We start from the raw sequence: 18587 nt of genomic DNA, 5'->3' as shown, positions 1-18587 counted from the left end.
ACCGGGGCTACGCCGGACAGATCGCCGCCGGTTCCTTCCGGGTCGGCGACGAGGTCACGGTGCTGCCGTCGGGCCGGACGACCCGGATCTCGGGCATCGACCTGCTCGGCGAGCCGGTCGACGTGGCCTGGACGACGCAGTCGGTGACGATCCTGCTGGAGGACGACATCGACGTCTCCCGCGGCGACCTGATCGTGCCGAGCAAGGACGCGCCCGCCACCACCCAGGACGTGGAGGCCACCGTCTGCCACGTCGCCGACCAGGCCCTCACCGTCGGGCACCGGGTCCTGCTCAAGCACGGCACCCGCACCGTCAAGGCCATCGTCAAGGACATCCCGTCCCGGCTCACCCTGGCCGACCTGTCCCTGCACCCGCACCCAGGCCAGCTCGTCGCCAACGACATCGGCCGGGTCAAGATCCGCACCGCCGAGCCGCTGCCCGTCGACTCCTACGCCGACTCCCGCCGCACCGGCTCGTTCATCCTGATCGACCCCAGCGACGGCACCACACTGACCGCCGGCATGGTCGGCGAGTCCTTCGCCGCCCCGGAGCCGGTCAAGGACGCCGCCGAAGAGGACGGCTGGGACTTCTGACCATGAACTCGTCCGACTTCTACTCGATGTTCGCCAAGGAGGGCGGCCGGGTCGGCAGCGGCGCCCTCGGCAGCGGACAGGGCGGAGTGGCGCGATGTGTGCGCTGACGTACGCGCACTGCCCGCGCGCCCTCACCCCCCACCGCCGAAGCAGACGAAGACCTGCCGACCTCCCGGCCACGACCTGAGAGTCCGTGACCGCCGGGCCAACGAGAGGACAGCCTCCCGTGCCTGCCACCCGCTCACCCCTTCTCCGCCGCGGCCTCGCCGTGGCCGCCGCCCTTCCACTCCTCGCCCTCGCCGCCTGCGGCTACGGCTCGAAGGCCGGGGGCGACTCCGCCACCCAGAAGATCGCCGCCGGGGCCCGGAAGATCGACGGACTCGACTCCGTCAAGATCGGCTACTTCGGCAACGTGACGCACGCGACCGCGCTCGTCGGCCACCAGCAGGGCTTCTTCCAGAAGGCACTCGGGGCCACCAAGGCCAAGTACCAGATCTTCAACGCCGGCCCGTCCGAGATCGAGGCCCTCAACTCCGGCTCCATCGACATCGGCTGGATCGGCCCCTCCCCGGCGATCAACGGCTACACCAAGTCCGGCGGCAAGAGCCTGCGCATCATCGGCGGTTCGGCCTCCGGTGGCGTCAAGCTCGTGGTGAACCCGAAGAGGATCACGTCCCTGAAGGACGTCAAGGGCAAGAAGATCGCCACCCCGCAGCTGGGCAACACACAGGACGTGGCGTTCCTCAACTGGATCGCGGAGCAGGGCTGGAAGGTCGACCCGCAGAGCGGCAAGGGCGACGTGTCGGTGGTCCGCACCGACAACAAGGTCACCCCGGACGCCTACAAGTCCGGCTCGATCGACGGCGCCTGGGTACCGGAGCCGACCGCGTCCAAGCTGGTCGCCGAGGGCGGCAGGGTGCTGCTGGACGAGTCCACCCTGTGGCCCGACAAGAAGTTCGTGATCACGAACATCATCGTGTCGCAGAAGTTCCTCAAGGCTCACCCCAAGGCCGTCGAGGCGGTGCTGAAGGCCTCGGTCGACACCAACAAGTGGATCAACGCCAACCCGGACGAGGCGAAGGCGGCGGCGAACAGGCAGCTGGCGGCCGACTCCGGCAAGGCACTGCCCGCCGACGTCCTGGACCCGGCGTGGAAGTCCATCACGATCACCGACGACCCGCTGGCCGCGACCCTGAACACCGAGGCCCAGCACGCGGTCAAGGCCGGCCTCCTGCAGCAGCCGAAGCTGGCCGGCATCTACGACCTCACCCTCCTGAACAAGGTCCTCGAGGCCGAGGGCGAGCCCACCGTCAGCGACGCCGGTCTCGGCGCCGAGTAAGCCCGAAGCCGAAGAGTTCCCAGGAGGTGACGACCATGGCCACGACCTTCGCCAAGGCCGCCGAGTCCGTCGAGCACGCGGCACGCCTTGAGAACGTCTCGAAGTCCTTCGCGGCTCCGGGCGGGCAGCAGCTGGTCCTGGACGACATCAGTCTCGATGTCGCCCCGGGCGAGTTCGTCACCCTCCTGGGGGCCTCGGGCTGCGGCAAGTCCACGCTGCTGAACCTGGTGGCGGGCCTGGACCGGCCGAGCGCCGGCTCCATCACCACGGACGGCCGCCCCGCCCTGATGTTCCAGGAGCACGCCCTGTTCCCGTGGCTGACCGCCGGCAAGAACATCGAGCTCGCCCTGAAGCTGAGGGGCGTAGCGAAGCCCGAGCGGCGCGGCAGGGCGGAGGAGCTGCTCGAGCTCGTCCGGCTGGGCGGCGCGTACGGCAAGCGTGTCCACGAGCTGTCGGGCGGTATGCGCCAGCGCGTGGCGATGGCCCGCGCGCTCGCCCAGGAGAGCAACCTGCTGCTGATGGACGAGCCGTTCGCGGCCCTGGACGCCATCACGCGGGACGTGCTGCACGACGAGCTGACCCGGATCTGGCAGGAGACCGGCGTGTCGGTGCTGTTCGTCACGCACAACGTGCGCGAGGCGGTGCGGCTCGCCCAGCGGGTGGTACTGCTGTCCTCCCGTCCGGGACGGGTGGCCCGCCAGTGGACGGTGGACATTCCGCAGCCGCGCCGTATCGAGGACGCCCCCGTCGCGGAGCTGTCCCTGGAGATCACCGAAGTACTGCGTGGGGAGATCCGCCGCCATGGCCAGCACTGAGACGAAGACGGCGCAGGGCGCCGAACTGGCCGGTGTCGAGGCCGGACTCGACGCGCTGGAGGCCACCGAGAGCGACCGTACGCCCTTCCGGCAGACCTTCGTCCACAAGATCCTGCCGCCGATCACGGCGGTCGTGGTGGTCCTGGTGCTGTGGCAGGCGCTGATCACCTTCAAGGTCGTCGACGACCCGACGAAGCTGCCCTCGCCGGCCGATGTGGGCGGCGAGTTCAAGGACGCCTGGTTGCAGGGCACGCTGCTCGGCTTCATCTGGACGTCCGTCTCGCGGGGTCTGCTGGGCTTCCTGTTCGCCCTGGCGATCGGCACCCCGCTGGGTCTGCTGGTGGCGCGGGTGAAGTTCGTGCGCGCGGCCATCGGCCCGATCCTGTCGGGCCTGCAGTCGCTGCCGTCGGTGGCGTGGGTGCCGCCGGCGGTGATCTGGCTGGGCCTGGACAACTCGATGATGTACGCGGTGATCCTGCTCGGCGCGGTCCCGTCCATCGCCAACGGGCTGGTCTCGGGCATCGACCAGGTGCCGCCGCTGTTCCTGCGGGCGGGGCGCACGATGGGCGCGACGGGTGTGCGGGGTGCCTGGCACATCGTCCTGCCGGCCGCGCTGCCGGGCTATCTGGCCGGTCTGAAGCAGGGCTGGGCGTTCTCCTGGCGCTCGCTGATGGCGGCGGAGATCATCGCCTCCTCGCCCGACCTGGGCATCGGGCTGGGCGCGCTGCTGGAGAACGGCCGCAACGCCAGCTCCATGTCCATGGTCTTCCAGGCCATCATCCTGATCCTGTTCGTCGGCATCGCCATCGACCTGCTGATCTTCAGTCCGCTGGAGCGGTGGGTGCTGCGCAGCCGCGGCCTGTTCGTGAAGAGCTGAACGCCCATGGTCTCCGCACCCGTTCTTCTGGTCATCGCCCACGGCAGCCGCGATCCGCGCCATGCCGCGACCGTGCACGCCCTGGTCCGCCGGGTACGGGCGATGCGCCCGGGGCTGCGGGTGGAGACCGGCTTCCTGGACTTCAACGTGCCGTCCGTGCAAAGCGTGCTGGAGTCCCTGGAGGCGGAGGGGGTACGGGACGTGGTGGCGCTGCCGCTGCTGCTGACCCGGGCGTTCCACGCCAAGGCGGACATCCCGTCGGTGCTGCGTCAGGCGCCGTCGCGGCTGCGGATCCGGCAGGCCGACGTCCTCGGTCCCTCGCCGCTGCTGACGTCGGCGCTGGAACGCCGGCTGCACGAGGCGGGTCTCTCCCCCGCCGACAAGTCCTCGACCGGGGTCGTACTGGCCTCGGCGGGGTCCTCGGACCCGGAGGCGATCGCAGTGATCGCGAGTATCGCGCGGGAGTGGTGGCACACCGGTTGGTGCGCCGTGCGGCCTGCGTTCGCCTCCGCATCCCTTCCCCGCACCGAGGACGCCGTGCGCGAACTGCGGGCGCTGGGCTGCGCGAAGGTCGCGGTCGCGCCCTACGTCCTGGCTCCCGGCTTCCTGCCGGACCGCATCGCGCGGGGCGCGGCGGGGGCGGACGTCCTCGCCGACGTGCTCGGCCCGGCGCCGGAGGTGGCGCGGGTGCTGCTGGAGCGGTACGACGCCGCACGGCAGCCGGTGATCACGGCCGTCGGTGCCTGAGGCGGCCCGTGCACGGGCCGACCGGCGCCCGCCGGAAGGCGACGTGACACTGGTCGGCTTCTGTTTCTGCGTCGCACAGTGCGAAAGTGTCACTCCGTCACCGGGCGGTGACGGAGCCTCGTGGTCAGTCGAAGCGCAGTGCTCCGGTGCGGGTTCGCTTGAGCTCGAAGAGGTCGGGGTGGGAGGCCAGGACCCGGAAGCTGTCGAAGAGCCGGGCCGCCTCGGCGCCGCGGGGAACCGCCCGCAGTACCGGGCCGAACCACACCGTTTTGTCGACATGGATGGTGGGTGTGCCGACATAGCGGCCCGAGTCGGGCTCGGCACCGGCGTCGTGGCTGCGGCGTACGGCGGCGTCGTACGCCGGGTCGTGCGCGGCCTCGGCCAGCTCGGCGGGGAGCCCGAGTTCGGCGAGGGACTCGGTGACCACCGCGTCGAAGTCCGTCTCCCTGCGCTCGTGGATCCGGGTGCCGAACGCGGTGTAGAGGTCGCGCAGCACCTTCTCGTCACCGAGCCGCTCGACGGCGGCCACCGCGACGCGCACCGGCCCGATCGACTTGTCGACCAGCTCCCGGTACCAGTCGGGCAGTTCGTTGCCGATGTTGTGCAGGTACAGGCTCATGACGTGGAACCGGAGGTCGAGCGGCCGCCGGCGCTCGACCTCCAGCAGCCACCGGGAGGTGATCCAGGCGAACGGGCAGGCGGGGTCGAAGAAGAAGTCGACACGGGTGGGCGGGGTGGTGTCCTGGTCGGTGTGCGTCATGTCGTGGACGCTAGTACCGGATTGGCACAAGATCACGATCCAATCGGCGACTCTTTCCCTGACCCATTTCGCCATTGCGCGTGCTGTGCCTCGTCCGCCAGCCGGAGGAGCTCCGCCGGTGGCAGCGACCCCGCCGGCCTGCGCTCACGGGCGAACGTGTCGGCCAGGCGCTGCAGGAGTTCGTTCAGTGGCGTGGGGACGCCGTGCAGCCGGCCCAGGAGGACGATCTCGCCGTTGAGGTGGTCGGCCTCGATGGTGCCGGTGCCGCGGGCGAGGGACTGCCACGAGGAGCCGCCACCGCGCGGGGCGCCGGCCTGCGGGACGAGGGTGATCTTGTCGCCGCGCGCCTCCTTCTGCTCCTCCGGGCTCGCGAACGCGATGCCGGCGGCGGCGAGCACCGACTCGCCCTCGGCCCGCACCCTGTCGTACAGCTCCCGTACCGCCTCGTCCTTCAGCGGGCCGCTGACCGCCTCGATCGCGTTGGCGAGGTTCCCGAGCAGCTTGGCGTACTGCCAGCGGGCCACGTCCGGCACGACGGGCGCCTCGAAGTGCGCCCGCTCCAGGTCGGCCGCGATCCCCCGCAGCGTGTCGTCGCCGCCCGGCCCTGGAGCACCGTAGCGGCCGAGGTGCAGCATGCCGGTGAGCGGGGCGCCGGCGGCGGAGACGACGCCGGGTTCGACGTGGGTGGCGGGCAGCCAGACGCAGACGCCGTACACGTGCCGGAAGCGGCGCAGTGCGAGCCGCTGTCCCTCCACGCCGTTCTGCGCGCACAGCAGGGGCAGCCTCTCGGCGGCCGTGCCGCCGCCCGCGACCGGCGCCGGACCCCAGGCCGCGAGGGCCGCCTCGGCGTCCTGGGTCTTGACGGCCAGGACCAGCACGTCGTCGGCGCGCAGTTCGCCGAGCGCGTCCGGCCCGTCCACGGCGGGCAGCCGGTGGGTCAGCTCGCCCTCGGGCACCCTGAGCCGCAGCCCGCCCGCGCGCAGGGCCGCGAGGTGCGCGCCGCGCGCGACGAGCACCACCTCGCGCCCGCTCTGTGCCAGCCGTCCCCCGATCGCGCCGCCGACCGCTCCGGCCCCGATGATGATGTAGCGCCCTGTGGTCACTGCGCCGTCATCTCCACGAGCTTGACCACCGTGTTCCAGTTCCGGGTCGTGGCGATCAGGCCCCTGTTCGGCCCGCGCCGGGACAGTTGCTCGGCGAGCTTGGAGCGGCCGAGGCCGTCCGGGGCGTACAGGTAGAGGGCGCGGTCGCCGAGCCGGAACTCCTCGGGCAGGTGGGCCGCCCGGTCGACCCCGTCGAAGCGCGCCGCGTCGACGGGGGCGGAGTAGTAGGTCACGTGCAGCTGCTTGGGCTGGAGTTCGGCGGCCGGGAAGGGGCAGGCGTCGGCCACGGCCCGCAGATAGGCGTGGTCGCGCACGACCACGTCCACCGCGAAGCCGAACCGCTTCTCGATCGCGGCGCCGAGCTCCGCCGCCAGGGACTCGTCGTCGCCGTGGCCGGAGGCGAAGACGGCCTGGCCGCTCTGGAGGTAGGTGCGGACCTCGCCGTGGCCGAGTCCCTGCATGAGGGTGCGCAGCTCGGCCATCGGAAGCCTTCTGTTGCCGCCCACGTTGATTCCGCGCAGCAGCGCCGCGTACATCGTCATCCACCCACCTTAGAGCGGGCACCCTCGGAGCGTACGTCCTCCGAGCGGTCACCCTGATCACCGCCCCCGACAAGCACGGGTAGTTGTAAGGGGCCGCCGTCCTCCCCAATGCGGAGGGACCGGGGTACGAGGGGAGGAGCGGCGGCCGTCCCACTTCACCGGTCAGCACGACGAGCAGGGCTTACGCGGCCCATACCGTCGATGCGGAAGGTGGCGGCAGGGGGTCGCCGCCGCGCACGAGGGCCTGACGAGAAGGCCCTGGAGGGGGCAGTCCCGTCATGAGGAGCGGAGAGACACGGGTGCGGGGCTTCGCCGCGCGGGCCGGCGGCTGGAGCGCCCGGCACCGGTGGGCGGCGGTCGGCATATGGGTGCTGTTCGTCGTCCTGGCCATGGGGCTGGGTTCGGCGGCGGGCCGGGTGGACGTCAAGGACAGCGATCAGCTCAAGGGCGAGACGCACACCGCCGCGAAGATCATCGAGGACGCGGGGATCAAGGAACCGGCGAGCGAGACGGTCCTGATCCAGGCGAAGGACGCCACCGGCAAGGCCACCGACGCCGGCTTCCGGACCGCCGTCGCCGACGTGGTGAAGGCCGTCGGCGCCACCGGCAAGGTCACCGACGTGACCTCCCCGTACGACACGAAGACCATCTCCCGGGACGGCCGCAGCGCGCTGGTGCAGTTCGACATGCGCGGCGACGCGGAGACCGCGAAGGACAGGGTCGAGCCGGTGCTCAAGGCCGTCGAGGACGTCCAGAAGCGCCACTCCTCGCTGCGGATCGAGGAGATCGGCGGCGCCAGCATGAACAAGCAGTACGCCGACGCGTTCGGGGACGACTTCAAGCAGGCCGAGTACTCGGCCGTGCCGGTGGCCCTGGGCATTCTGCTGATCGCCTTCGGCGCGCTGGTGGCCGCGCTGCTGCCGGTGGCGCTGGCCGTCACCGCGATCATGGCGACGATGGGCCTGATGGGCATCGTCAGCCATCTGCAGCCGATGAGCGACACCGCCAACTCCGTGATGCTGCTGGTCGGCATGGCGGTCGGCGTCGACTACTGCCTGTTCTACCTGCGCCGGGAGCGCGAGGAGCGGGCCGCCGGACGGGACGCCGGTACCGCGCTGCGCATCGCCGCGGCGACCAGTGGCCGGGCGATCGTCGTCTCCGGTGTCACGGTGTGCGTGGCCATGGCGGGCATGCTGTTCACCGGGCTCGCCGAGTTCGAGGCGATGGGCCTGGCCTCGCTGATCGTGGTGGCCGTCGCCATGGTCGGGTCCGTCACCGTTCTGCCCGCGCTGCTTTCGCTGCTCGGTGAGCGGGTGGAGAAGGGCCGTCTGCCGTTCCTGAAGCGGCGCCGTACCGGCGGCGGCGAGAGCCGGTTCTGGTCGGCCGTGCTGCGGGGCGTGCTGGCCAGGCCGGTGGTCTCCGTGGTCGTGGCGGTGGGCGCGCTGCTCGCCGTGGCGGCGCCGGCGCTCGGCATGAAGACCTCTCAGCTCACGCTGGACCAGGAGTTCGGGAACTCGCTGCCCATCGTGCAGACGTACAACCGGGTCAACGACGCCTTCCCCGGCGGCTCCGAGCCGGCCCAGGTGGTCGTCGAGGCCAAGGACATCAAGGCCCCCGAGGTCCAGTCGGCGCTCGCGAAGTTCAAGGAGCGGGCGGTCGGTTCGGGCGCCTCGCGCGGCCCGGTGGACGTCAAGGTGTACGCGGACAAGAACATCGCCTTCGTCTCCGTCCCGCTGGTCGGCGGCTCCGACTTCGACCGGGCCGGCAAGAGCCTGGAGAAGCTGCGCGACGAGGTGCGGCCCGCCACGTTCGGCAAGGTCGAGGGCGTGACTGCGCCGATCACCGGGCAGGTCGCCGGCTCGCACGACTTCAACGACCAGCTCATCGGCTCGGTGGTCCCGGTCTTCGCCTTCGTCGTGGTCTTCGCCTTCCTGCTGATGCTGCTGTCGTTCCGCTCGCTGACCGTCGCGATCACGTCGATCCTGCTCAACCTGCTGTCGGTGGGCGCCGCCTACGGCATCCTCGTCGCCGTCTTCCAGCACGGCTGGGGTGCGTCCCTGGTGGGCGCGGAGGGCGTCGGCGCGATCGTCACCTGGCTGCCGCTGTTCCTCTTCGTGATCCTGTTCGGCCTGTCGATGGACTACCACGTGTTCGTGGTCTCCCGGATCCGCGAGGCGCGGCTGCGCGGCCGGAGCACGAAGGACGCCATCCAGCACGGCGTGGTCACCACGGCGGGCGTCGTCACCAGCGCCGCCGTCATCATGGTCGCCGTGTTCGCGATCTTCGGCACGCTGTCGATGCAGTCGATGAAGCAGATGGGTGTGGGCCTGGCGGCCGCGGTGCTCATCGACGCGACGGTCATCCGGGGCGTGCTGCTGCCGGCGGTGATGTCGCTGCTGGGCGAGCGCAACTGGTACCTGCCGAGGTGGCTGCACCGGCTGCCGGACCTCACCCACGACGAGGCGCCGGAGGTCGTGGTGGCCTCCTCGGTGCCGGAGCAGGGTGAGCGGCTGAGGGTCTGACCCGGCCCGTCGGCCGGTGGGCCCGTCGGTCTCCCCGGGGGAACCGACGGGCCCTCACTCATGCCCGGAGCGCGCGGAGTTCGGCCTCGATGAGATCGGCCGCCCTGGGCGTGCCGCCCTCCTGGGCCATGTCGGCCTGGATCTCCTTGAGGCGGCGGGCGACCTCGGGGTCGCCGACGAGGGCGAGGGCGGTGGCGCGCAGGGTCTCGGCGGTCGCCTCCTCCGTGGGGAGGTGGCGGGCGACACCGAGGCCCTGGAGCATGTCCGCGTTGCCGAACTGGTCGACGGCCTGCGGTACGGCGATCATCGGGGTGGCCGTGGCCAGCCCCTCCTGGCTGCCACCGGCCCCGGCGTGCGTGACGAACAGGTCGGCCTTGCGCAGAATCGCCAACTGCGGTACCCAGGACCGGACTTCGACGTTCGCCGGTACGTCCCCGAGCTCGGCCGGGTCGACCTGCTTGCCGATCTGCAGCACCAGGTGCCAGCCCGGCAGATCACCGAAGGCCCTGACGCACTCGCGGTAGAAGGCGGGCCGTTTGGTGAAGGACGAGCCGAGCGAGACGAGCACCACCTTCTCGGCTCCGGCGGGCCGCTGCCAGTCGCCCTGCGCCGCGCGGTCGCCCTGGCAGGCGCCGACGAAGCTGTGCACACGCTCGTCGACCCGGTCGGCGTGCGGCTGCAGCACCCGTGGGATCAGGACGAGCGAGCGGTCGGGGCGGCCGGCGAACGGATCCGGGTGCTGCGTGATCCCGTTCTCCGCCAGCCAGGCCTCGAAGCGGGCGTAGTAGGCCTGGCCCCGCTCGGTCCTGCGGGGTTCGGCCCACATCGGCTCGGCGACCTCCTCCTCGTAGCCGTCCCAGGCGACGAGGTTCGGTGACAGGGAGATGGCGGGCACGCCCCAGCGGTGGGCGAGGACCCGGGCCGGGTAGGAGGTGATGTCGTGCAGGACGAGGTCGGGCTCGTCCCCGGCGTAGGCCTCGATCAGTTGGGGCAGGGCCTGGATCGCGTCGTTCAGGAACGGCTCGACGTTGTCCAGCAGCGTGGTGCCCCAGGCCGACGGGTCGTCGTCGGGCGTGGGCAGCGTGGAGTTCCAGAGCTTCACCTCCGCGCCGGTCTCGGCGACCTTGTCCGCGAAGACGGGCGGGATCGCGTACGTGACCCGGTGCCCGCGCGCGACGAGCTCGCGGATCACCTCCAGGCTGGGGTTCACGTGGCCGTGGGCGGCGACGGAGAACATGGCGATGTGTGCGGGCGTGGTCATGCCGTCGACGGTAGACGAGACGAAACGTATCGTGCAATGTGATTCCGTGTGCGGCTCCCACCTGGACGGATGCGACACTGAGCGTCGAACGACGGGCCGCGGACCGGACGCCGGGCGCGAATGCCGAGCACGGGCGCCGAGCACGGTCGACGAGCCCGGCCGCGGAACGCGGACATGACCACCGACAATGGAGGCGGGCGATGGACGAGGCACGGGCGCGGGACATCCTGGGCACGGCGGGTGTGCTGCCGGGCCCGGCTCGCGACGCGCGGCTGCTCGCCCTGGGCGAGAACGCGGTGTTCGCCGCCGGTGATCTCGTGGTCAAGGTGGGCCGCGACGCCGAGCTGCTGGAGCGGGCGCGGCGCGAGCTGCGGATCGCGGTGTGGCTCGCCGAGGCCGGCGTCCCCGTGGTGCGCGCCGCCGAGCCCGAGGCGCTGCTGGTGGACGGGCACCCGGTGACCGTGTGGCACCGGCTGCCCGAACCGGTGCGTCCCGCCGAACCACAGGACCTGGCCGGACTGCTGCGCACCGTCCACGCGCTGCCCGCCCCGGGCTTCGAGCTGCCGCCCCGCGAGCTGCTGGGCGGCGTCGAGCGCTGGCTGCGGCTCGCGGGCGACGCCATCGACCCGGCGGACGCGGCGTATCTGCGCGAGCGGCGCGACGGCTTCGCCGCGGCCGCCGCCGCGCTCACCCCGCATCTGCCGCCCGGCCCGATCCACGGTGACGCGCTGCCGCGCAATGTGCACATCGGCCCCGACGGGCCGGTCCTGGTCGACCTGGAGACCTTCTCCGCCGATCTGCGCGAGCACGACCTGGTGGTCATGACCCTGTCCCGGGACCGCTACGGCCTGCCCGAGGTGGGCTATGACGCCTTCACCGCGACCTACGGCTGGGACGTGCGGGAGTGGGCGGGCTGCTCGGTGCTGCGCGGCGCCCGGGAGACGGCCAGCTGCGCCTGGGTGGCCCAGCACGCGCCGAGCAACCCCAAGGCCCTGGCCGAGTTCGAACGCCGAGTGGCGTCCCTCCGGGACGGCGACGAGACGGTCCGCTGGTACCCCTTCTGATCACCGCCCGCCCCGCGGCCCGGCCCCGCCCCGCCGGTCGTCGCGGGCCTGGGTCAGACGGGTTCGCCCGCCAGTTGCCGCAGCGGCCATGCCCCGTCGACCACCGCGGACGTGTCGCCCTTGCGGCGCAGGAAGTTCTGGAAGTCTGCCGCCCAGGCGGCGTACCACTCGATCTGACGGCGGTGCAGTTCCGCCGGGCCGAGGGCGGCGACCTTGGGGTGACGGCCGGCTATGGCGCCTGCCAGCCGGGCCGCGGCGAGCGCGTCGGCCGAGGCGTCGTGGGCGGCGTCGAGCACGATGCCGTACTCGGTGCAGACCGCTTCCAGGGTGCGCTTGCCGGGGCGGTAGCGCTCGACCCGGCGGTCGATGGTGTACGGGTCGATGACCGGGCCCGGCGCCGCGCCGCCGAGGCGGTCGCTCAGCGACGGCAGCCCGTGGCGCCGCAGTTCGGCGGAGAGCAGCGTCAGGTCGAAGGCCGCGTTGTACGCAACGACCGGTACGCCCGTCCTCCAGTAGCCCACCAGGACGTCCGCGACGGAGTCGGCCACCCGGTCGGCCGGGCTGCCCTCTGCGGCGGCCCGTTCGTTGCTTATCCCGTGCACCGCGACCGCGTCCGCCGGGATCGGAACGCCCGGATCGGCCAGCCATTCCCGATGCCCGACCGGCTCTGCCTCCCTGACCTCGATCACTGCCGCGGTGACGATGCGCGCCTCACGCGGATCCGTCCCGGTGGTCTCCAGGTCGAAGCCGATCAGCAGCTCCCGGTGCCAGCTCATGGCGGCCCCCCTTCTCGTGGTGCTCTCCCCCTGTGTCTTCACCCTCGCACGCCCCACTGACAATCAGAGGAGGGGGTTCCGCTTTCCGTCGCCCGCCGCCGACCGGATCCGTCCGGCCGTGGGCTGAGGGCTTTTCAGGAGACCGGGCGCGAATCCGCCCACATCGTTTCGAACTCCTCGCGATAGGCGGCGAAGAGCCCGCCCTCGTCGACCTCGTCCGACCTGACCACCTTGCCGCCGTTGCGCAGCACGAACACCGGGGCCTCCATGCCCCGGCTGCGCCGCAGGTAGGACTGCACGACCGCGACGCCGTCGGAGCCATCGCCGTCCACCAGGTAGGCCGTGACGCGCGGTGTCTCGTCGTAGACGTGGATCTCGAAGGCGCCCGGGTCCCGCAGCCGGGAGCGCACCCGGCGCATGTGCAGGATGTTCATCTCCACCGAGCGGCTCAGCTCCCCTCGCTTGAGCCCGAGTTCGCGCTCGCGCCGCTTGACCGCGCTGGAGGCCGGGTTCAGGAACAGCAGCCGCACCCGGCAGCCGGACTCGGCCAGGCGCACCAGGCGGCGGCCGGAGAAGTTCTGCACGAGCAGGGTGAGGCCGATGCCGATGGCGTCCAGCCGGCGGGCGCCGCCGAAGATGTCCTCGGCCGGGAACTGGCGCAGCAGCCGCACCCGGTCCGGGTGTACGGCGACCACGTCCGCGTACCGGTCGCCGACCAGGTCCTCCACCGCGTCGACCGGCAGTCGCCGGGCGGAGGGCACGTCCCCGGCGGTGCCGAGCATCTCCAGCAGGCGGGCGGAGGCACGCTCGGCCTGGCCGAGCACCGCCTCGGACAGGGCCCGGTTGCGGGAGACGACGTTTCGGGTCACCTCCAGCTCGTCCAGGGCGAGTTCGACGTCCCGGCGTTCGTCGAGGTAGGGCTCGAAGCAGGGCCAGTGCTGCACCATCAGCTCGCGCAGCTGGGGCAGGGTGAGGAAGCTGATGACGTTGTCGTCGGCCGGGTCGAGCAGGTAGCCCTTGCGGCGGCTGACCTCGCGGACGGCCACCGCGCGCTGCACCCACTCCTGTCCGGCCGGTCCGGCGGCGGCGACCACCCAGTCGTCGCCGTGCACGGGCTCGTAGACAGGGCGCAGCACGGCGGCGACGACGGCGCGCAGCCGCTGTTCGACGAGGTTCAGCCAGATGTAGGCCCGGCCGGCGCGCTGGGCGCGGGTGCGCACCTCGCGCCAGGCGTCGGCGTCCCAGTCCAGTTCCGGCCCGATGGCACCGGCGTCCATGGGCCGGGCCAGGGACACCGCACCGGGCGGGACGTCTGCGGAGTGCCCCTCGTGACCCTCGTCACCAGGGGGCAGCTCCAGGCCTCCCGAGCCCACCCGTGCACCGCCTTCCGCTCCCCCGAGCTCTCCCCATCCCAACGATCAAGGAAGGGTACTCCGGGAGCGGTGCGCGGTGCAGCCGGATGGACAGCTCGTTTCTCAACTTCCGTCGCGCACATGCCCGTTCTGGTCGGCCAGGGCGGGGGGAGTGAGCGGATTCATAGCCGTGACGTCGCGCGGAGCGATGGAGAAGCCCTGCCAGTGGACCGGCATCGGCTGCTGGTCCTCGTCGCGCGCTATGTGGTGGAAGCCGACGTTCACCCACACCACCGGGTGAGTGAGCGTCTGCCCGTTGACCCAGGCGTCGACGGACCTCCCGTGCCCGGCCCCGCAGTTGCGCAGGTTGTCACTGGCGAACTGCTCGCACCTGTTGTACTCCGTGAAGTAGATGTCGTGCTTGGTGAAGGGGCGGCCGAGGTACTTCGTGGTGGCGCCGGGCACGATCTCGTAGGAACGCGGGTGGGCGTCCTTGTTCTTGCCGGTGGCGCTGACGATGCGCCACCAGCGGCTGTTCCTCGCGTCGCCCGCCAGCTCCTTGGCGACCTTGGTGCCGGTGGTCTTCTCGGTCGGTCCCTGCTGTCCGCGGGCGGGCGCGCTGACCTGGGAGTCGTACTGTTCGACGCGGCCCTTGGAAGAGCCGTCCAGGTCGAAGTTCAGCCGCCAGAAGACGTTGTGGCTGTGGCTGGTGGCGTAGGCCTTGGCACCCTTGCCGACCGGCCAGCCGCGGCCGTCGCCGGCGTCGTAGTCGTAGGGCGAGAGGCTGCCGGTGGCGCCGATGTTCATGTGGATGGTGCCGTCGTCCTGGAAGCGCCACTCGGTGATGTACTCGTACCAGCCGACCTTGTTGACGGTGTAGACGAGCAGGTCCTTGCCCTGCGCCTGGTACGTCCTGCCGTTCTGGTCGGACTGCATGTGGTAGGCGTGTCCGCGCGAGCGGGTGGTGGTGCACAGGCCCTTGACCTGCCGGTGCTCCGGGTCCCCGCCCTCGGGCAGCTTGACGGTCCTGATAGTGCCGCCGGGGCATTCGGCGGGCGTCAGGTCCAGCAGGCCGTAGCCGAAGCCGGCCCGGGTCAGGTCGCTGTACTCGTTGCCGCCGTCGTCGTAGGGGACGTGGATCTGGGCGAGCTTGGCGGTGGCCAGCACCTTGATCGGCTTCGGTTCCCCCGGCGGCTGGTAGGAGACGTGTTCCAGGACGAGCCCGGCCTCCCGCTCGTAGCCCCAGCACATCCGCCAGGTGGTGCCGGTGGCGAGCTTCTGTTCGATGCGGTAGGCGGCCCCGCAGTCGGCCGCCGGGGCCGCGGCGGCGGCCTGCGCCCGGGCGGCGGTGCGAGCGGTGGCCGGTCCGGCGCCCGTGGTCGCGCCGACGGCCAGGGCGGCCAGGGTCAGGCCGAGCGCCGCCCGCCGGCGGGCACGGCTGATTCTGATGACGGGCATGGCAGAGAACTCCCTCGAGGAGCGAGTGGAAAGTGGCGGGAGGGCGGCGGGCGGCTCAGGCGCCGAGCCGGCCGACCCTGCGGGCGCTGAGGTCGATGACGAAGGACCGGGCGTCGATCCACCCGCCGTCGCGGACCTTCGGGAAGAGCTGTACGCAGCGGTGCTCGCCGCACTTGGCGAGCACGGCGGGCTGGGCGCCGGGGCCGGCCCGGTAGACCATGCTGTCGAGGAGCAGCTGGTCGGGCGAGGTGAGTTTCCTGCCGGTGGCGTCCTGGTAGTCCGCGCGCAGGCCGGCGCCCAGCGGGTCGGCGATGAGGATGCGGGCGGCCTCGGTGTTCTCGTCGTGGCTCAGCGGCGGCTGCACGTCGTGCTGGGTGGCGGTGCGCTCGACCTGGCCGGTGTCGAGGTTCACCGTCTTCGTGACGAGGGTGTCGTCGCGGTAGTCGTAGAAGGCGACGTCGGCGCGCCGGGGCGGGTGCGGGTCGTCGAGCTCGCCGGCCTCGGGTGCGGCGAGTTCGGCGCCGAGGCGCTGCGGGCCCTTGCCTCCGTCGACGTTCTTCGCGGCGCCGAGAAGCTGCCGGTCCAGGGCGGCGCGCTCGGCCCGGGCGACCTCGTCGTCGGTCAGCGGGTCGCTGCCCGTACCCTTCCCGCCCTCGGCCGGGGCCTGCGCGACGACGCCCGGCCCGACCGCGCCGTCCTCCGCGTCGGCCGCCTGCCGAACGGACGCGCCGGCCCTGTTCCCGGCAGGCTCGTCGGCCCCCGCCGTGCCCGGCAGTGTGATCGCGACCACGGCGGCACACCCCACCACCGCCACGGCCGCACCGGCCACCACCTTGCCCAGGTGGCGGTGCACTACTGTGCGCACAATCTTCCCCCTATTTCCCCCAGCCCCCACGGTCGCGGGAGCATCCGAAGCTCCCCTGGTCACGGGAGCGTCCCGAATCGGTCCCACTGATTCGGGCATACGGTGTACGCCCCCGGTGGAGCGAGAAGGAGGGCATACCCCGTATGCGCTGGTCGCCGGGTAAGAGGGACGTAGGTCGCACTGGGTTCCCTTACTTTCGGGGAGACTCGGACCAAGGCGCCACCGGCGGCGCCGCACACCTGAAAGAGTCGTGTCCATGCAGGTCTGGCCTGGAGAGGCGTATCCACTCGGTGCCACGTACGACGGCGCCGGCACCAACTTCGCGGTCTTCACCGAGGCCGCGGACCGAGTAGAGCTGTGTCTGCTGCACGACGACGGCTCGGAGACGGCGGTGGAACTGCGGGAGAGCGACGCGTTCGTCCGGCACGCGTACGTGCCGGGCATCATGCCCGGACAGCGGTACGGGTTCCGGGTGCACGGCCCGTACGCCCCGGAGCGCGGACTGCTCTGCAATTCCGCGAAGCTGCTGCTCGACCCGTACGCGCGTGCGATCAGCGGCTCGGTCCAGTGGGGTGAGGAGGTCTACGGCTACCACTTCGACGACCCCGGTCGGCGCAACGACCTGGACTCGGCGCCGCACACCATGACGTCGGTCGTGGTCAACCCGTACTTCGACTGGGGCGACGACCGGCTGCCACGGCGCGGCTACCACGAGACGGTGATCTACGAGGCGCACGTCAAGGGCCTCACGATGCGGCACCCGGGGCTGCCCGAGGAGCTTCGGGGCACCTACGCGGCGCTCGCCCATCCGGCGATCATCGAGCACCTGACGGAGCTCGGGGTGACGGCGCTGGAGCTGATGCCCGTACACCAGTTCGTCAACGACCACCGCCTGGTGGACATGGGGCTGAGCAACTACTGGGGCTACAACACGATCGGTTTCTTCGCCCCGCACAACGCCTACGCCTCCTGGGGCGACCGCGGTCAGCAGGTCCTGGAGTTCAAGTCGGCGGTGCGGGCGCTGCACGAGGCGGGGATCGAGGTCATCCTCGACGTGGTCTACAACCACACCGCCGAGGGCAACCACCTGGGGCCCACGCTGTCCTTCAAGGGCATCGACAACCCGCGCTACTACCGGCTCACGGACGACCCGCGCTACTACATGGACACCACGGGCACCGGGAACTCCCTGCTCATGCGGTCGCCGCACGTGCTCCAGCTGATCATGGACTCGTTGCGCTACTGGGTCACCGAGATGCACGTCGACGGCTTCCGCTTCGACCTCGCGGCGACCCTGGCGCGCCAGTTCCACGAGGTGGACCGGCTGTCGTCGTTCTTCGACCTGGTGCAGCAGGACCCGGTGGTCTCGCAGGTGAAGCTGATCGCCGAGCCGTGGGACGTGGGCGAGGGCGGCTACCAGGTGGGGAACTTCCCGCCGCTGTGGACGGAGTGGAACGGCAAGTACCGCGACACCGTCCGGGACCTGTGGCGGGGCGAGCCGCGGGCGCTGGCGGAGTTCGCCTCCCGGCTCACCGGCTCCTCCGACCTCTACCAGGACGACGGCCGCCGCCCGCTGGCCTCGATCAACTTCGTGACCTGTCATGACGGCTTCACCCTGCACGACCTGGTGTCGTACAACGACAAGCACAACAAGGCGAACGGCGAGGACAACCGGGACGGGGAGAACCACAACCGGTCCTGGAACTGCGGCGTGGAGGGCGACACCGACGACCCCGAGGTGCTCGGGCTGCGGGCGCGGCAGATGCGCAACTTCGTAGCGACGCTGATGCTGTCCCAGGGCGTGCCCATGCTCAGCCACGGCGACGAGTACGCCCGCACCCAGCAGGGCAACAACAACGCCTACTGCCAGGACAACGAGCTGTCCTGGGTGCGCTGGCCGGAGACCGGTGAGCAGGGCGGCGAGCTGCTGGACTTCGTACGGGCGATGGCGCGGCTGCGCATGGAGCACCCGGTCTTCCGCAGGCGCCGCTTCTTCCACGGGCGGCCCGTGGAGGGCACCCACGACGATCTGTCCGACATCGCCTGGTTCACCCCGGAGGGGAAGGAGATGACCCAGCAGGACTGGGACTCGGCGCGGGCCTCCGCGCTGACCGTGTTCCTCAACGGCAACGCGATCTCGGAGCCCGGCCAGCGCGGGGAGCGGATCTCCGACGACTCCTTCCTGCTGATGTTCAACGCCGCTCCCAAGCCACTGGACTTCGTGGTTCCCGTCGACCACGGACGTCAGTGGCAGGTGGTGGTCGACACGGCCCGGACCGCCCCGGTCCGCCCGCGCACCGGCCGCAAGGTGCGGGCCGGTGACCGGCTGACACTCACGGACCGCAGCCTCACGGTGCTCCAGCGGCCCGCGTAGCCGTCGCCCGGAGGCTGCCTGCGTGCGCTCACGGGGCTGCCTCGGCGGGGTCGCCGGTGGCCGGGCGCACGGGACGGGGGCCGGCGGTGCGGTGGGCCGCGTACGCGGTCGGCCGGACCGCCGCGCCCAGGGCGTACGC

General features: G+C 71.6%; 15 protein-coding genes and 1 pseudogene. 8 read left to right on the top strand and 8 right to left on the bottom strand.

The window, feature by feature from the left end; genetic code table 11:
• The 5 genes from BZY54_RS13725 to BZY54_RS13700 all read left to right on the top strand — a co-directional run.
• On the top strand, window positions 1-593 hold a 593-nt coding region (locus tag BZY54_RS13725), incomplete at its 5' end, for an elongation factor 1-alpha C-terminal domain-related protein (RefSeq protein ID WP_425276276.1).
• 226 nt (window positions 594-819) lie between these two features.
• Window positions 820-1932 (top strand): aliphatic sulfonate ABC transporter substrate-binding protein, encoded by a 1113-nt coding sequence (locus BZY54_RS13715; protein WP_086725466.1) that lies wholly within the window; start codon window positions 820-822, stop codon window positions 1930-1932.
• A gap of 35 nt (window positions 1933-1967) precedes the next feature.
• Window positions 1968-2747, top strand: coding sequence for an ABC transporter ATP-binding protein (locus tag BZY54_RS13710; protein WP_086725465.1), 780 nt, complete (start codon window positions 1968-1970; stop codon window positions 2745-2747).
• Window positions 2734-3624 carry an ABC transporter permease gene (locus tag BZY54_RS13705; RefSeq protein WP_086725464.1) on the top strand — a complete coding sequence of 297 codons (891 nt, stop codon included), beginning with the start codon at window positions 2734-2736 and terminating at the stop codon, window positions 3622-3624. Before BZY54_RS13710 ends, BZY54_RS13705 begins: the two co-directional genes overlap by 14 nt.
• A 6-nt stretch (window positions 3625-3630) precedes the next feature.
• Window positions 3631-4371, top strand: coding sequence for a sirohydrochlorin chelatase (locus BZY54_RS13700; protein ID WP_086725463.1), 741 nt, complete (start codon window positions 3631-3633; stop codon window positions 4369-4371).
• Between the two features lie 124 nt (window positions 4372-4495).
• On the opposite strand, the gene BZY54_RS13695 is transcribed toward BZY54_RS13700, so the two are convergent.
• From BZY54_RS13695 to BZY54_RS13685, 3 genes are read right to left on the bottom strand one after another with little or no spacing between them, the layout of a single operon-like run.
• Window positions 4496-5131, bottom strand: a complete 636-nt coding sequence (locus BZY54_RS13695; RefSeq protein WP_086725462.1) for a mycothiol-dependent nitroreductase Rv2466c family protein — start codon at window positions 5129-5131, stop codon at window positions 4496-4498.
• A 32-nt stretch (window positions 5132-5163) separates the two neighbouring features.
• Window positions 5164-6234 carry a ketopantoate reductase family protein gene (locus BZY54_RS13690; RefSeq protein WP_086725461.1) on the bottom strand — a complete coding sequence of 357 codons (1071 nt, stop codon included), beginning with the start codon at window positions 6232-6234 and terminating at the stop codon, window positions 5164-5166.
• Window positions 6231-6776 (bottom strand): DUF1697 domain-containing protein, encoded by a 546-nt coding sequence (locus BZY54_RS13685; RefSeq protein ID WP_086725460.1) that lies wholly within the window; start codon window positions 6774-6776, stop codon window positions 6231-6233. The genes BZY54_RS13690 and BZY54_RS13685 overlap by 4 nt, the downstream gene beginning before the upstream one ends.
• A gap of 278 nt (window positions 6777-7054) precedes the next feature.
• On the opposite strand from BZY54_RS13685, the gene BZY54_RS13680 reads away from it, so the two are divergent.
• A complete protein-coding gene (locus tag BZY54_RS13680; protein WP_086725459.1) occupies window positions 7055-9298 on the top strand; it encodes an MMPL family transporter in 2244 nt (747 codons plus the stop codon).
• A gap of 58 nt (window positions 9299-9356) precedes the next feature.
• On the opposite strand, the pseudogene mgt reads toward BZY54_RS13680, so the two are convergent.
• A pseudogene (mgt, locus tag BZY54_RS13675) lies at window positions 9357-10602 on the bottom strand (macrolide-inactivating glycosyltransferase).
• A 157-nt stretch (window positions 10603-10759) separates the two neighbouring features.
• Between mgt and BZY54_RS13670 the strand changes: the two are divergent.
• Window positions 10760-11623, top strand: a complete 864-nt coding sequence (locus tag BZY54_RS13670; RefSeq protein ID WP_086725457.1) for a phosphotransferase enzyme family protein — start codon at window positions 10760-10762, stop codon at window positions 11621-11623.
• A 53-nt stretch (window positions 11624-11676) separates the two neighbouring features.
• Here the strand turns inward: BZY54_RS13670 and BZY54_RS13665 are convergent, their stop codons facing one another.
• The 4 genes from BZY54_RS13665 to BZY54_RS13650 form a co-directional block, all read right to left on the bottom strand.
• The gene (locus BZY54_RS13665; protein ID WP_086725456.1) at window positions 11677-12399 is read right to left on the bottom strand and encodes a 3'-5' exonuclease; all 723 of its coding nucleotides are present in this window, start codon (window positions 12397-12399) and stop codon (window positions 11677-11679) included.
• Window positions 12400-12533: 134 nt separating this feature from the next.
• Window positions 12534-13772 carry an SAV2148 family HEPN domain-containing protein gene (locus tag BZY54_RS13660; RefSeq protein ID WP_086725455.1) on the bottom strand — a complete coding sequence of 413 codons (1239 nt, stop codon included), beginning with the start codon at window positions 13770-13772 and terminating at the stop codon, window positions 12534-12536.
• A gap of 102 nt (window positions 13773-13874) precedes the next feature.
• Window positions 13875-15209: a copper amine oxidase gene (locus tag BZY54_RS13655; RefSeq protein ID WP_086725454.1), complete on the bottom strand. Its 1335-nt coding sequence runs from the start codon at window positions 15207-15209 to the stop codon at window positions 13875-13877.
• Window positions 15210-15264: 55 nt separating this feature from the next.
• Window positions 15265-16074, bottom strand: coding sequence for a Tat pathway signal sequence domain protein (locus tag BZY54_RS13650; RefSeq protein ID WP_086725453.1), 810 nt, complete (start codon window positions 16072-16074; stop codon window positions 15265-15267).
• A gap of 256 nt (window positions 16075-16330) precedes the next feature.
• On the opposite strand from BZY54_RS13650, the gene glgX reads away from it, so the two are divergent.
• On the top strand, window positions 16331-18448 hold the full coding sequence (glgX, locus tag BZY54_RS13645; protein WP_086725452.1) for a glycogen debranching protein GlgX: 2118 nt from the start codon (window positions 16331-16333) through the stop codon (window positions 18446-18448).
• Window positions 18449-18587 lie beyond the last annotated feature (139 nt).

It is taken from the genome of Streptomyces carpinensis, assembly GCF_002154505.1.
GTDB classification, from domain to species: Bacteria; Actinomycetota; Actinomycetes; order Streptomycetales; family Streptomycetaceae; genus Streptomyces; species Streptomyces carpinensis.
This window is presented reverse-complemented; position numbering and strand designations above follow the sequence as displayed.